The sequence below is a fragment of the Escherichia coli genome, from assembly GCF_036503815.1.
GTDB classification, from domain to species: domain Bacteria; phylum Pseudomonadota; class Gammaproteobacteria; order Enterobacterales; family Enterobacteriaceae; genus Escherichia; species Escherichia coli_F.
Map to the genome: position 1 here is coordinate 3,085,657 of NZ_AP027764.1, position 14,689 is coordinate 3,100,345.

Genomic DNA, 14,689 nt, shown 5'->3' on the forward strand with positions numbered 1-14,689 from the left:
TTCTCCTTCGCTGTTAACGCACCTGCACGGAGATCAGCTCGCTACCGTCGTCGCCCAGCACGTGTGTTGAACAGGCGAGGCACGGGTCAAAGCTGTGCAGAGTACGCAGGATCTCCAGCGGTTGCTCGGGGATCGCCATTTTGGTGTTCATCAGCGCGGCTTCATAAGCGCCAATTTGCCCTTTGGGGTCGCGCGGGCTGGCGTTCCAGGTGGTCGGCACCACGCACTGGTAGAGATCTATCTTGCCATCGCGAATGGCAGCCCAGTGGCCTAACGCCCCGCGCGGCGCTTCGGTAAAACCGACACCACGGCACTCTGTCGGCCAGGTTGCAGGTTCCCATTTTTCAGTGGAGGCGGTGGCAAGATTGCCGTTTTTCAGGTTGGTCATCAGCTTGTCGAAGAAGTATTGCAACTTACCTGCGGCCCACTGCGCTTCGTGCGCGCGGCACAAAATGCGGCCCAACGTTGACTGGATGCCGGAAAGCGGCAGGTTCAACGCCGACATCATGCGATCGACCGACTCAACGGTCGCAGCATCGCCTTTGTGATAAGCGATCAATGTGCGTGCCAGCGGCCCCACTTCCATCGCGTTACCGCGCCAGCGTGGCGCTTTGATCCACGAGTAGCGTTCCTGTTCATTCAGCTGCTGAATGTTGGTATCGCTGCCTTTGACATCGCCGGGGTTGTACCACGGGTCGGTAATACCATCGAACGGATGACGCCCGACCTGATCGTTGGGATAACGATACCAGGCGTGATCGACAAATTCCTGCACTTGTTGCGGATCGACTAAATCCACTGGCAGCACATTTTTGAAGTCGCCGTTGATCACCGCGCCGCCAGGCATTAGCAGACTTTTCTCGCCAAAGTCGTTGGCAATATCCGGGAACGCCCCGTAACTGAGGACACATTTATCAGAAAGACCAGTGCCGATTTCGCTCCACGGTTTGTTGAATTGACCGATGGCTAAAGCGTCGGGGATCATCACGTTATTAATGAAATCCGCCGTGCGGGTAATGATCGACTGCACCAGATTCAGGCGCTCCATATTGACCGCCCCGACCGCGCCACTTTCGTCAATGTTGATAGCGCACGGCATCCCGCCAACAATCCAGTTTGGATGTGGGTTTTTACCACCAAAGACCGCGTGGATTTTGACAATTTCACGCTGGAAATCGAGAGCTTCAAGATAGTGAGCAAAGCCCATCAAGTTGGCTTCTGGCGGCAGTTTGTACTGCGGGTGCCCCCAGTAACCGTTACGGAAGATCCCCAACTGGCCGCCTTCAACGAATTTCTTCAGGCGGTTTTGTACGTCGAAGAAATAGCCAGGTGATGATTTCGGCCATGAGGAGAGACTTTGCGCCAGTTCGGAGGTTTTCCGCGGATCGGCTTTCAGCGCATCTAACACATCGATCCAGTCCATCCCGGCAAGCTGATAAAAGTGCACCAGATGATCGTGGCACCAGAGCGTCGCCAGCATAATGTTGCGGATGATATTAGCGTTGTCCGGCACTTTAATGCCGATAGCATCTTCGATGGCATAGACCGAAGCCAGAGCGTGTACGCCGGTACAGACGCCGCAGATACGTTCAACGAACGCCCACGCATCGCGTGGATCACGGCCTTGCAGGATGATCTCCAGCCCGCGAAACATTGTGCCGCAGGAGACGGCATTGGTGATCACATTCTGATCGTTAATATTCACTTCACAGCGCATGTGGCCTTCAATGCGCGTAATCGGGTCGACCACCAGGCGGCGTCCGGCATTATTGATGGTGTATCCTTGAGTTTCGTACTGAGTGCTCATGCCTGTTTATCCTCATTGCCTGGCTGTTGTTCGGTTTCTGTAGGTTGCTGGTTATGACGTCTGCGCTGGTCAACGGCGCTGGCGACTGCGTGCACACCAACAGCCGCTGCCACCACGCCAAGCGCGGTTAAACCGACGGTGTCGGCGGTGGAATGAGTTCCCATTTGCGGAATATCGACCACGCGACTGTAGAACGAACCGCGATCCCAGAAACCATTTTCCGCACAGCCCAGGCAGCCGTGACCAGACTGGATTGGGAAAGAAACGCCATCGTTCCAGCGTGTGGAGGAACAGGCGTTATAGGTGGTAGGCCCTTTGCAGCCCATTTTGTACAGACAGTAACCTTTACGGGCAGCGTCATCATCCCAGCTCTGCACGAACTCTCCGGCGTCGAAGTGGGCGCGGCGATAGCATTTATCGTGGATACGTTGACCATAGAACATCAGTGGACGGCCCATTCTGTCGACATCCGGCAAGCGATCAAAGGTCACCATGTAGGTAATGATGGCGCTCATCACATCCGGGATCGGCGGGCAGCCCGGCACTTTAATGATCGGTTTGTCGGTGATCACTTTGTCGATTGGTGTGGCCTGCGTTGGATTGGGCCGCGCGGCCTGCACGCAGCCCCAGGACGCGCAGGTTCCCCAGGCGATAATCGCACTGGCTCCGGCGGCGGCGCGTTTGAGTTTTTCAATAAACGGTCGACCACTGCTGATACAGAACATCCCCTGCTCGCCCAGCGGTGGATTACCTTCTACTGCGAGGATATATTTGCCATTGTATTGCGTGATGATGTCTTCAAAGACTTCTTCCGCCTGGGTTCCGGCAGCAGCCATCAAGGTATCGTCGTAATCGAGGGAAATCAGGGAAAGGATGACGTCCTTCGCCAGTGGGTGAGCGGAGCGGATAAAAGATTCGGTACAGCAGGTGCATTCAAGACCGTGGATCCACACCACAGGAATGCGCGGTTTATTCTCCAGCGCCCAGGCAATCTTCGGAGCCATTCCCGCGCCTAATCCCAGCGAGGTGGCAGCCAGACTGCAATATTTGAGAAAGCTGCGCCGGGTAACGCCCTGACGCCGCATGGCCTGGTAAAATGTTTCCTCATTATTCATATCGCACGTCTCTTCTCCTTGCGACACCGGCAGGACACCGGGCGCTTATGGTCGGCAAGCGACGTCCCTGTAGCAAGGCAAACCATCGCTTCACGTGAGATGCTGAAAACGAAAGCTCATCCTTCTGCACTGGCGCACGTCGCCAGAAAGTATCGTTAATAAAGCGTAGTGAAACTTTTGCACGAAACAATACAAACTGTGTGGATTTATCTTTTAGCGATAAAAATGGACCTATTTTTCTTTTTGCCGGGCAGTGGGGATGTTTAGCCGGTTGCTAAACGAGTAAAAGAGAAGGAATTCATGGTGATGAAATGATCAAACTGCTGTTATTTCACGCTATCAATGCGGTTTTGGCTGTTTTTCAGGCAAACGAACAAATTAGGGGTTTACACGCCGCATCGGGATGTTTATAGTGCGCGTCATTCCGGAAGTGTGGCCGAGCGGTTGAAGGCACCGGTCTTGAAAACCGGCGACCCGAAAGGGTTCCAGAGTTCGAATCTCTGCGCTTCCGCCAAATAAGATAAGGGGTTAGCTAAATGCTAACCCCTTTTTCTTTTGCCTGTCGAAATTCTCAGGGCGTTATATTTGCTTAATGACCTGATAATCCACTGTTAAACCTGTTCCAGATCAAATGCGTAAAGATGGGTAAAACTTCTGGGTGCCCTTACGCATTATCATTATGCTGCTTAATTAATTACATCTGTCATAGAGAGTGACTCAATGGATCGTATTGTTAGTTCTTCACATGACCGTACATCGCTGCTTAGCACCCATAAGGTGCTGCGTAATACCTATTTTCTGCTGAGCCTGACGCTGGCCTTTTCGGCGATTACCGCAACTGCCAGTACGGTGCTGATGCTGCCATCTCCGGGTCTGATTCTGACGCTGGTGGGTATGTATGGTTTGATGTTCCTGACCTATAAAACGGCGAATAAGCCGACCGGAATTATCTCCGCATTCGCCTTTACCGGTTTTCTGGGTTATATCCTCGGACCAATTCTGAATACCTATCTGTCTGCCGGAATGGGTGACGTAATCGCTATGGCACTGGGCGGAACGGCGTTAGTGTTCTTCTGCTGCTCTGCGTATGTGCTGACCACCCGCAAAGATATGTCGTTCCTTGGCGGTATGCTGATGGCGGGTATTGTGGTGGTGCTGATTGGTATGGTTGCTAATATCTTCCTGCAGCTGCCTGCCCTGCATCTGGCGATCAGCGCGGTCTTCATTCTGATCTCCTCTGGCGCTATCTTGTTTGAAACCAGCAACATCATTCATGGCGGTGAAACGAACTATATTCGTGCCACGGTTAGCCTGTATGTTTCGCTGTACAACATCTTCGTCAGCCTGCTGAGCATTCTGGGCTTCGCCAGCCGCGATTAATCTCACCCGCTAACACTTTCATAGCCTCGCTTTATGCGGGGCTTTGTTTTTTGTTACACTGCCGCCAGTCTGATTAAGGTAGTAATAATTATGCTGATCTTCGAAGGTAAAGAGATAGAAACGGATACCGAAGGCTATCTCAAAGAAAGCAGTCAGTGGAGTGAGCCGCTGGCAGTGGTGATTGCAGAGAACGAAGGGATTACGCTGTCACCAGAACACTGGGAAGTGGTGCGTTTTGTGCGTGATTTCTATCTGGAATTCAATACTTCTCCGGCGATTCGTATGCTGGTAAAAGCGATGGCGAATAAATTTGGCGAAGAAAAAGGTAACAGCCGCTATTTATACCGACTGTTTCCGAAAGGTCCGGCTAAGCAAGCCACCAAAATTGCTGGCCTGCCAAAACCGGTAAAATGTATCTAACGAATACGAAAATCGGTTAATTCCCCCGAGGGATTATGCGGCTCGCTGAGCACCCGTTCCACACGTGCAGAACGCGGGCCGCCACTCTTTAACCACTGCATTAATTTTTCCACCTGCCCTTCTTCACCGCAGGCAACCACTTCCACGCTGCCATCGTCAAGATTTTTGGCGTAGCCGCTTAACCCGAGTTTTTTCGCTTCGTACTGCGTGGTATAGCGAAATCCTACGCCCTGAACTCGCCCGTAAACCCAGGCAATTATGCAGACTTTCGACATTGCTGCTCTCCTTATCCTTAATGGACGCGTTGCAAATCCATGGAAAACTCCGGACAATGACGCCCATTTCTTTGCATCGACAGAAAAGTAAATTATGAGTGTACGTTTAGTGTTAGCCAAAGGGCGCGAAAAATCATTACTTCGTCGCCATCCGTGGGTCTTTTCCGGGGCCGTTGCCCGCATGGAAGGTAAAGCCAGCCTCGGTGAAACCATCGATATTGTTGATCATCAGGGAAAATGGTTAGCACGCGGCGCTTATTCGCCAGCTTCGCAAATCCGGGCGCGCGTCTGGACGTTTGACCCCTCTGAATCCATTGACATTGCTTTTTTTACCCGCCGTTTGCAACAAGCGCAAAAATGGCGTGACTGGCTGGCGCAAAAAGATGGCCTCGACAGCTATCGTTTAATCGCCGGAGAATCTGATGGCCTGCCGGGTATTACTATCGATCGTTTCGGTAATTTTCTGGTACTGCAACTGCTAAGCGCAGGCGCGGAATACCAGCGTGCGGCATTAATTAGCGCCCTGCAAACGCTCTACCCGGAATGTGCAATTTACGATCGCAGCGACGTTGCGGTACGTAAAAAAGAAGGGATGGAACTGACCCAGGGCCCCGTTACCGGAGAGCTACCGCCTGCCCTGCTGCCGATTGAAGAACACGGCATGAAGCTGCTGGTGGACATTCAGCACGGGCACAAAACGGGCTACTACCTGGACCAGCGTGACAGCCGCCTGGCTACCCGCCGCTACGTTGAAAATAAACGCGTACTGAACTGTTTTTCCTATACCGGTGGTTTCGCCGTATCGGCATTGATGGGCGGTTGCAGCCAGGTTGTCAGCGTTGATACCTCCCAGGAAGCGCTGGATATTGCACGGCAGAATGTTGAGCTGAACAAACTGGATCTGAGCAAGGCTGAGTTTGTCCGTGATGATGTCTTTAAATTGCTGCGTACTTATCGCGATCGCGGTGAAAAATTTGACGTTATCGTGATGGACCCGCCGAAGTTTGTTGAGAATAAAAGCCAGTTGATGGGTGCGTGTCGTGGCTATAAAGACATCAACATGCTGGCGATTCAGTTGCTGAATGAAGGCGGAGTTCTCCTGACTTTCTCCTGTTCCGGTCTGATGACCAGCGATTTATTTCAGAAAATCATCGCGGATGCCGCAATTGATGCCGGTCGTGATGTACAATTTATAGAGCAGTTCCGTCAGGCAGCCGATCATCCGGTGATCGCTACCTACCCGGAAGGGCTATATCTGAAAGGGTTTGCCTGTCGCGTCATGTAACTTGAAATGTGGAATTTTACCCTTATATCAAAGGTAAAGATTTCCCGGGAGGTGACTATGATTGCCAGCAAATTCGGTATCGGCCAGCAGGTCCGCCATTCCCTGTTAGGTTATCTCGGAGTGGTCGTGGATATCGACCCGGTTTATTCGCTCTCTGAACCGTCGCCTGATGAGCTGGCGGTGAATGACGAGCTTCGCGCCGCTCCGTGGTATCACGTGGTGATGGAGGACGATAACGGCCTACCGGTTCATACCTACCTGGCTGAAGCCCAGCTAAGTAGCGAATTGCAGGATGAACATCCTGAACAGCCATCCATGGATGAGCTGGCGCAGACCATCCGCAAACAACTTCAGGCCCCGCGTCTGCGTAACTAATCCCTGAACAAATCCCCGGAAGGTTTTGGCCTTCCGGGGATTTTTTATTTGGCCAGGCCCAGGCGAGGGATCTCAATAGCCGGGCAGCGATCCATCACCACATTTAACCCGGCATCCCGTGCCAGTACTGCCGCTTGCTCATTAATCACCCCCAGTTGCATCCAGAGGGTTTTCGCGCCAATGGCGATCGCTTCCTGCGCCACGCCCCACGCCGCTTCTGAATTACGGAAAACATCGACCATATCGACTTTTTCCGGAACTTCTGCCAGCGTGCCATATCCCTGCTGGCCCAGCAGCGTTTTGCCGGCAACTTTTGGTGAAACCGGAATGACGTGATACCCCTGGTCGAGTAGATATTTCATCACGCGATAGCTGGGACGATCGGGTTTGTCGCTTGCCCCCACCAGCGCAATGGTGTGAGTGGACGTTAAAATGCCTGCAATATCGGTTTCTTTCATTATTTCCTCCAGACTGTTTAACAAAGTGTACGACAAAGCCGACATGCCAACCATGCAGCTAATACGAATGAATGAGAGCAAAAGCGGGAATTATGTCTATATGTTAGTAAGTATGATTAAAGAAAAATTTTGACACATTATTATTCGGGCGGTCTTTTGACAGGAGCTACCTATGAAAACCGGCATCGTGACCACCTTGATTGCATTATGTTTGCCGGTATCCGTTTTTGCCACCACGCTGCGGCTTTCAACCGATGTCGATCTTCTGGTACTCGACGGCAAGAAGGTTTCCAGCTCTCTGCTGCGCGGTGCGGACAGCATTGAACTGGATAATGGACCACATCAGTTAGTGTTTCGCGTTGAGAAGACGATTCATCTTTCCAATAGTGAAGAACGGCTGTATATCTCCCCACCACTAGTGGTCAGTTTTAATACCCAGCTCATCAACCAGGTCAATTTTCGCCTGCCTCGCCTGGAGAATGAGCGGGAAGCTAACCATTTTGATGCCGCGCCGCGCCTTGAATTGTTGGATGGCGATGCGACGCCGATTCCGGTAAAGCTGGATATTCTCGCCATTACCTCAACGGCAAAAACGATTGATTATGAGGTCGAGGTTGAACGTTATAACAAATCCGCGAAACGCGCTTCACTACCGCAATTTGCCACGATGATGGCAGATGACAGCACGCTGCTTTCGGGTGTTTCCGAGCTGGATGCTATTCCACCGCAGTCTCAGGTGCTCACAGAACAGCGGCTGAAGTATTGGTTTAAACTGGCTGACCCACAAACGCGAAATACTTTTCTGCAATGGGCGGAAAAACAACCATCTTCCTGAGATTTTTGTGCCTGTGCGCAGGCTTTTTCGGTCTTTCTCTTGCAGCGATAAGTGCTTACAGTAATCTGTAGGAAAGTTAACTACGGATGTACATTATGGAACTGACGACACGTACTTTACCTGCGCGGAAACATATTGCGCTGGTGGCACACGATCACTGCAAACAAATGCTGATGAGCTGGGTGGAACGGCATCAACCGTTACTGGAACAACACGTACTGTATGCAACAGGCACTACCGGTAACTTAATTTCCCGCGCGACCGGCATGAACGTCAACGCGATGTTGAGTGGCCCAATGGGGGGGGACCAGCAGGTTGGCGCATTGATCTCAGAAGGTAAAATTGATGTATTGATTTTCTTCTGGGACCCACTAAATGCCGTGCCGCACGATCCTGACGTGAAAGCCTTGCTGCGTCTGGCGACGGTATGGAACATTCCGGTTGCCACCAACGTGGCAACGGCAGACTTCATTATCCAGTCACCGCATTTCAACGACGCGGTCGATATTCTGATCCCCGATTATCAGCGTTATCTCGCGGACCGTCTGAAGTAATATTACACAGGTGGCAAACGCCACCTGTTTCCTACGGTTTTCTCGCCACCGGCACATCCAGATTTTTCAGTATTTCGACAAAGGGAGAGGGATTCTCTTTGTTAAACAATGCCCATACCCGATGGCGTGCCCGGGTCAGCGCCACGTACATTAACCGCCGTTCTTCAGCGTCCGGAAAATCCTCAACCGGTGGCAGTAGCGCCTCTTCCATAATCGACTCCCGCGCCGCAGCCGGAAAACCATCACTCCCCTCCTGCAAGCCAACGATGATGACGTAATCCGCCTGTTGCCCTTTGCTGGCATGAATGGTCATAAAGTCGATTTGCAACTTCGGCCAGCGTGTTGCCGCTTTTTCCAGGCTGGCAGGCCTCATGTGATGGTAACGCGCCAGCATCAGAATGCGCTCTTCCGGTTTGGCATAACCAGAGAGCTTATCCAGCAAAGCATCAAGCTGGTTCTCATCCAATAACGTGACGGCCTTTTTATCACCAAGACTTAAACTGTTTAGCGGCTTTTTCAGCTGATTCGGGTTCTGTTGAATAAACCGGTTTGCCACCTCACCGATACGACTGTTAAAACGATAAGTCGTATCTAAATCACAGCGATCGCCTTCACCAAAGTTTTCATGGAAAGCGGTGGTGAGCGACATTTGCGCACCGCTGAAACGGTAAATCGCCTGCCAGTCATCGCCAACAGCGAACAACGTCGTTTGACTGTTTTGCTTGCGTAATGCCGCTAACAACGCTGCACGCTGCGGCGAGATATCCTGAAATTCATCAACCAGAATATGCTTCCACGGGCTGATAAAGCGACCTTTCTCCAGAATCACAATCGCCTGGTGAATAAGGCCGGAAAAATCGACAGCGTTTTCTGCCTTCAGCGCACCTTTCCAGGCTTTTAATAACGGGGCCATCAACTTGATACGTTTACTGAACAGATCGCGAATCTCTTCGGGCGCACTGGCAATCATTTCTGCCTGTGCACCGCCGTGCATTCGCATCAGACTTACCCAGCGATCGAGGCGAGAAGCAAGACGACGCTGTAATTGCTCATCATCCCAGAAGTTACCTTCTGGCACTGACCACTGCATTTCTTCCGTCAGCCATTGCCGCCAGCCCTTCGCCTGCGCTTTCTTTTCGCTACATTGCTTACGCCACTCAGCAATAAAGAGTTCATGACGGGCAGCGGTATCATTTTCTAGTTTGCTGACTGTCGGCACTTTTTTGCTGCCCTGCTGAATAATATACAGTGCCAACGAGTGAAACGTGCGCGCGGTAATGTCTTCGGTATGTAGCCGTTCGCGAATACGCTCATCCATTTCTTCAGCGGCTTTGCGACCAAAAGCCAGCAATAAAATTTGTTCAGGAGCAGCGTCACCTCGCGCCAGCAACCAGCCTGCACGGGCCACCAGCACCGACGTTTTTCCGCTTCCTGCACCTGCCAGCACTAACAGAGAATGCTCGCCGTTAACGACTGCCCGGGCCTGCGCCGGATTCAGCGGTGAAGATTCGACCTGGCGGAAAAAATCCACATACTCGGTAAGCATGGCTTCTGTATACGCCTGATTATGCTGCAACCGTGCGCCTTCAATATCTTTCAACCAGGCCTGACATTTACGCCACGCCTCACGGCAGTTATCGAATTCTTCCAGTCGGTTAACCGGCAACGGCAACGCCGACAAAGCCTGGCGGATTTGTTGCTGCACGCCAGAGGTTTGCTCACGCGTCAGCCATTTATTTTCTCCGGTACGCGTGGCAATCAAATCCAGTTGCTGGCGTAAAACACCAGCCGCAATTTCGCTCATCTCCCCACTCCACCGCCGCCAGTGAGCATCAAGATGATGGTAAAAACGCTGCGTCTCGCCCCATTCGGTGCCGTGCAGACGCACCACTTTTTCGTCCGGCAGCACAAATTCCAGCTCGCCCCATACCAGACCGCGCTTACAGTGAATTGCCAGTAATTGATTGAAAGGAATAAGGTATTCGTGGCGATCGCCGGAGACTTTAATCCCGGCATTGAGGATCACCGCCCGATCGTAAGGGTGCTGTGCCAGACGTTTTCCAAGCGTTGTCGCTTTCAGTTCCATGACTCTGTAGATCCACACGAAATGATTTCTTATCAGTGTAACCGTCAGAGAAAACGTGCTCCAGCCCAAAAAAACGTTACAATTGCCGCCCATTACTGAAAACCACAGTAAAGCGAGGTTTTATGCGTACCGTTTTGAACATTCTGAACTTTGTGCTTGGCGGATTTGCCACCACTCTGGGCTGGCTGTTGGCGACTCTGGTCAGTATTGTGCTAATTTTTACCTTACCGCTGACACGATCCTGCTGGGAGATCACTAAACTGTCTCTGGTGCCTTATGGCAATGAAGCTATTCATGTCGATGAACTGAACCCGGCTGGCAAAAATGTGCTGCTGAATACTGGCGGTACGGTATTGAATATTTTCTGGCTGATTTTCTTTGGCTGGTGGTTATGCCTGATGCACATTGCAACGGGCATCGCACAATGTATTTCCATCATTGGCATTCCTGTCGGCATTGCGAACTTTAAAATTGCCGCTATTGCACTATGGCCGGTCGGTCGTCGCGTGGTATCGGTAGAAACAGCGCAAGCTGCGCGTGAAGCCAATGCACGTCGTCGTTTTGAATAATCCACTAATATGGCCTTTATGCTAAGTCCTTTGCTCAAACGCTATACCTGGAACAGCGCCTGGCTGTATTACGCGCGTATTTTTATTGCGCTTTGTGGAACCACAGCGTTTCCGTGGTGGCTGGGTGATGTAAAACTGACGATTCCGCTGACGCTGGGGATGGTGGCAGCGGCGCTGACCGATCTCGATGACCGGCTGGCGGGACGTTTGCGTAACCTCATCATTACGCTGTTCTGCTTTTTTATCGCCTCGGCCTCAGTAGAATTGCTGTTTCCCTGGCCCTGGCTATTTGCAATTGGTTTAACGCTCTCTACCAGCGGCTTCATTTTGCTCGGCGGTCTGGGTCAACGCTATGCAACAATTGCCTTCGGTGCGTTACTGATCGCCATTTACACTATGTTGGGGACGTCACTGTATGAGCACTGGTATCAGCAGCCGATGTATCTGCTGGCCGGTGCCGTCTGGTACAACGTCCTGACACTTATTGGTCATCTACTGTTCCCGGTCCGCCCGCTGCAGGACAACCTGGCGCGTTGCTATGAACAACTGGCGCGTTACCTTGAGCTCAAGTCACGCATGTTTGATCCTGATATTGAAGATGAAAGCCAGGCACCGCTGTACGATTTGGCTCTCGCCAACGGTCAGCTGATGGCGACATTGAATCAGACGAAACTCTCGCTGCTGACCCGTTTACGTGGCGATCGTGGTCAACGGGGAACGCGTCGCACGCTGCATTATTACTTTGTCGCGCAGGATATTCACGAGCGTGCCAGCTCTTCTCATATTCAGTATCAAACATTGCGTGAACATTTTCGCCACAGCGACGTGCTGTTCCGTTTTCAGCGACTGATGTCGATGCAGGGCCAGGCGTGCCAGCAACTGTCACGCTGTATTTTGCTGCGTCAGCCTTATCAACATGATCCGCATTTTGAGCGCGCTTTTACGCATATTGATGCTGCGCTGGAGCGGATGCGCGATAACGGCGCGCCTGCCGATTTACTCAAAACACTGGGATTTTTGCTGAACAATTTACGCGCTATTGATGCCCAACTGGCAACAATTGAATCAGAACAGGCCCAGGCACTGCCCCATAATAATGACGAAAATGAGCTCGCTGATGACAGCCCGCACGGATTGAGTGATATCTGGCTGCGTCTTAGCCGTCACTTCACACCGGAATCCGCCCTCTTCCGTCATGCGGTAAGAATGTCGCTGGTGTTGTGCTTCGGCTACGCCATCATTCAGATAACCGGAATGCATCACGGGTATTGGATCTTGCTGACAAGTTTGTTTGTCTGCCAGCCAAACTATAACGCCACGCGCCACCGCCTGAAGTTAAGGATTATTGGTACGCTGGTAGGTATCGCCATTGGCATTCCTGTGCTGTGGTTTGTGCCGTCACTGGAAGGGCAGCTGGTGCTGCTGGTTATTACCGGCGTGCTCTTTTTTGCCTTCCGTAACGTGCAATATGCCCATGCAACGATGTTCATCACACTTTTAGTGCTACTGTGTTTTAACTTGCTGGGTGAAGGTTTTGAAGTGGCGTTACCTCGCGTAATCGATACGCTGATTGGTTGTGCCATTGCGTGGGCGGCGGTGAGCTACATCTGGCCTGACTGGAAGTTTCGCAATCTGCCGCGCATGCTCGAACGTGCCACCGAGGCCAACTGTCGCTATCTCGATGCCATACTGGAGCAATACCATCAGGGGCGTGATAACCGTCTGGCGTATCGTATTGCCCGCCGCGATGCACACAACCGTGATGCTGAACTGGCGTCGGTGGTATCAAATATGTCCAGCGAGCCGAACGTTACCCCGCAAATTCGCGAGGCCGCGTTTCGGTTGCTGTGCCTTAACCATACGTTTACCAGCTATATCTCAGCCCTCGGTGCTCACCGGGAGCAGTTAACTAATCCTGAAATTCTGGCGTTTCTTGATGACGCAGTTTGCTATGTTGATGACGCGCTACATCATCAACCTGCTGATGAAGAACGCGTCAATCAGGCATTAGCTGACCTGAAACAGCGGATGCAGCAACTTGAACCACGGGCAGACAGCAAAGAACCTCTGGTCGTACAACAAGTCGGGTTATTGATTGCATTACTGCCAGAGATTGGTCGTCTGCAACGCCAGATTACTCAAGTTCCGCAGGAAACTCCTGTTTCGGCGTAAGAGAGTCAGCCCATTCTGCAAGCTCCTGGCGGCGTGCCACCGGGAGCGCAGCTTCATGAATGCCGATAATGGCCCCTTCAAGCATAAACAGAATCTTTTCTGTCACCAGACTGTTTTGCTGCCGCAGTCGCAACCAACACATTTTTGCCCCAAGTATACGTAACGCCCGTACATCCTTAATCCCCACCTCCCCGAGTATCGCTTCCAGATGAAAAGACATATTGGGCAAATCTTTCAGTCTTTCCCGGGTATTGCGCGTGCTTTTCTCTTTCAGCGCTGCATCGAGAGAATATTTCGACAGACGCACCAGCTTCAGTTGATTTCGCCACAGACTTTCATCAACCCGATAGTAATTGAGGGTAACGGATCGGCCACACTTTTTATATGTCAGCCAGACAGGCGGATGTTTTACACAGTACTGTGCACTTTGCTCACAAGCCCGAAGATACAACTCACCATCAGAAACCATCGCAAACACCGTGTCGTCAACGGTCAGGCTGTAACTACCAAACAATGATCGGTATTCAATTGTGCCCAACGTTGCCAGGTATTCTTGTGATTTATAGATCCGCTTATAGGAGAGGCTTTTCATAAAATTCCTTTTAAAATCATAACATAAAAGAATGATTCACATTAACGGATCCGTTAACTACGAAAATAGGCAACTTATTCTTAAGGGGCAAGATTAATTTATGTTTTCCCGTCACTAACGACAAAATTTGCGAGGCTCTTTCCGAAAATAGGGTTGATCTTTGTCGTCACTGGATGTACTGTACATACATACAGTGACTCACAGGGGCTGGATTGATTATGTACACTTCAGGCTATGCACATCGTTCTTCGTCGTTCTCATCCGCAGCAAGTAAAATTGCGCGTGTCTCTACGGAAAACACTACAGCCGGGCTTATCAGTGAAGTTGTCTATCGCGAAGATCAGCCCATGATGACGCAACTTCTACTGTTGCCATTGTTACAGCAACTCGGTCAGCAATCGCGCTGGCAACTCTGGTTAACACCGCAACAAAAACTGAGTCGGGAATGGGTTCAGGCATCTGGGCTACCCTTAACGAAAGTGATGCAGATTAGCCAGCTCTCCCCTTGCCACACTGTGGAGTCAATGGTTCGCGCTTTACGCACGGGCAATTACAGTGTGGTGATCGGTTGGTTGGCAGATGATTTGACTGAAGAAGAGCATGCTGAACTTGTTGATGCGGCAAATGAAGGTAACGCTATGGGGTTTATTATGCGTCCGGTAAGCGCATCCTCTCACGCAACGAGACAACTTTCCGGGCTAAAAATTCACTCTAATTTGTATCATTAAGTAAATTTAGGATTAATCCTGGAACTTTTTTTGTCGCC

At 51.3% G+C, this 14,689-nt stretch carries 15 protein-coding genes and 1 tRNA gene; 10 read left to right on the forward strand and 6 right to left on the reverse strand.

The window, feature by feature from the left end; all coding sequences use genetic code 11:
• Window positions 1-13: 13 nt before the first annotated feature.
• Window positions 14-1,807, reverse strand: coding sequence for a Ni/Fe-hydrogenase large subunit (gene hyaB / locus AABJ99_RS14885; RefSeq protein WP_000107368.1), 1,794 nt, complete (start codon window positions 1,805-1,807; stop codon window positions 14-16).
• Entirely contained in the window at window positions 1,804-2,922 is a 1,119-nt protein-coding gene (gene hyaA, locus AABJ99_RS14890) for a hydrogenase 1 small subunit (RefSeq protein WP_001353311.1), read from the reverse strand. The genes hyaB and hyaA overlap by 4 nt, the downstream gene beginning before the upstream one ends.
• Before the next feature lie 426 nt (window positions 2,923-3,348).
• Here hyaA and AABJ99_RS14895 point away from each other — a divergent pair.
• From AABJ99_RS14895 to tusE, 3 genes are all read left to right on the forward strand, one after another.
• A tRNA-Ser gene (locus AABJ99_RS14895) sits at window positions 3,349-3,436 on the forward strand.
• Window positions 3,437-3,642: 206 nt separating this feature from the next.
• A complete protein-coding gene (gene yccA, locus AABJ99_RS14900) occupies window positions 3,643-4,302 on the forward strand; it encodes an FtsH protease modulator YccA (RefSeq protein WP_000375136.1) in 660 nt (219 codons plus the stop codon).
• A gap of 90 nt (window positions 4,303-4,392) precedes the next feature.
• Window positions 4,393-4,722 carry a sulfurtransferase TusE gene (tusE, locus tag AABJ99_RS14905; protein ID WP_000904443.1) on the forward strand — a complete coding sequence of 110 codons (330 nt, stop codon included), beginning with the start codon at window positions 4,393-4,395 and terminating at the stop codon, window positions 4,720-4,722.
• Here the strand turns inward: tusE and yccX are convergent.
• Window positions 4,719-4,997 carry an acylphosphatase gene (gene yccX, locus AABJ99_RS14910; protein WP_039020489.1) on the reverse strand — a complete coding sequence of 93 codons (279 nt, stop codon included), beginning with the start codon at window positions 4,995-4,997 and terminating at the stop codon, window positions 4,719-4,721. The two genes, tusE and yccX, sit on opposite strands and share 4 nt — an antisense overlap.
• 94 nt (window positions 4,998-5,091) lie before the next feature.
• Between yccX and rlmI the strand changes: the two genes are divergently transcribed.
• Window positions 5,092-6,282 carry a 23S rRNA (cytosine(1962)-C(5))-methyltransferase RlmI gene (rlmI, locus tag AABJ99_RS14915; RefSeq protein WP_039020488.1) on the forward strand — a complete coding sequence of 397 codons (1,191 nt, stop codon included), beginning with the start codon at window positions 5,092-5,094 and terminating at the stop codon, window positions 6,280-6,282.
• Between the two features lie 57 nt (window positions 6,283-6,339).
• Entirely contained in the window at window positions 6,340-6,657 is a 318-nt protein-coding gene (gene hspQ / locus AABJ99_RS14920) for a heat shock protein HspQ (protein WP_001295356.1), read from the forward strand.
• 44 nt (window positions 6,658-6,701) lie between these two features.
• Here the strand turns inward: hspQ and yccU are convergent, their stop codons facing one another.
• On the reverse strand, window positions 6,702-7,115 hold the full coding sequence (gene yccU / locus AABJ99_RS14925) for a CoA-binding protein (protein WP_000665218.1): 414 nt from the start codon (window positions 7,113-7,115) through the stop codon (window positions 6,702-6,704).
• A gap of 172 nt (window positions 7,116-7,287) precedes the next feature.
• Between yccU and csgI the strand changes: the two genes are divergently transcribed.
• Both csgI and mgsA read left to right on the forward strand, forming a co-directional pair.
• The gene (csgI, locus tag AABJ99_RS14930) at window positions 7,288-7,950 is read left to right on the forward strand and encodes a DUF2057 family protein (protein WP_000847791.1); all 663 of its coding nucleotides are present in this window, start codon (window positions 7,288-7,290) and stop codon (window positions 7,948-7,950) included.
• Between the two features lie 95 nt (window positions 7,951-8,045).
• Entirely contained in the window at window positions 8,046-8,504 is a 459-nt protein-coding gene (gene mgsA, locus AABJ99_RS14935) for a methylglyoxal synthase (protein ID WP_000424181.1), read from the forward strand.
• A 31-nt stretch (window positions 8,505-8,535) separates the two neighbouring features.
• On the opposite strand, the gene helD is transcribed toward mgsA, so the two are convergent.
• The gene (helD, locus tag AABJ99_RS14940) at window positions 8,536-10,590 is read right to left on the reverse strand and encodes a DNA helicase IV (RefSeq protein WP_039020487.1); all 2,055 of its coding nucleotides are present in this window, start codon (window positions 10,588-10,590) and stop codon (window positions 8,536-8,538) included.
• Between the two features lie 122 nt (window positions 10,591-10,712).
• On the opposite strand from helD, the gene yccF reads away from it, so the two are divergent.
• Together yccF and yccS are read left to right on the forward strand one after the other, a co-directional pair.
• Entirely contained in the window at window positions 10,713-11,159 is a 447-nt protein-coding gene (gene yccF / locus AABJ99_RS14945) for a YccF domain-containing protein (protein ID WP_001261235.1), read from the forward strand.
• A 9-nt stretch (window positions 11,160-11,168) separates the two neighbouring features.
• Window positions 11,169-13,331, forward strand: a complete 2,163-nt coding sequence (yccS, locus tag AABJ99_RS14950) for a YccS family putative transporter (RefSeq protein WP_000875038.1) — start codon at window positions 11,169-11,171, stop codon at window positions 13,329-13,331.
• Here yccS and sxy read toward each other — a convergent pair.
• Window positions 13,294-13,923, reverse strand: a complete 630-nt coding sequence (gene sxy, locus AABJ99_RS14955) for a CRP-S regulon transcriptional coactivator Sxy (protein WP_000839153.1) — start codon at window positions 13,921-13,923, stop codon at window positions 13,294-13,296. The two genes, yccS and sxy, sit on opposite strands and share 38 nt — an antisense overlap.
• A gap of 218 nt (window positions 13,924-14,141) precedes the next feature.
• On the opposite strand from sxy, the gene sulA reads away from it, so the two are divergent.
• Window positions 14,142-14,651: an SOS-induced cell division inhibitor SulA gene (gene sulA, locus AABJ99_RS14960; protein ID WP_000288710.1), complete on the forward strand. Its 510-nt coding sequence runs from the start codon at window positions 14,142-14,144 to the stop codon at window positions 14,649-14,651.
• The last annotated feature ends 38 nt before the right edge of the window (window positions 14,652-14,689 follow it).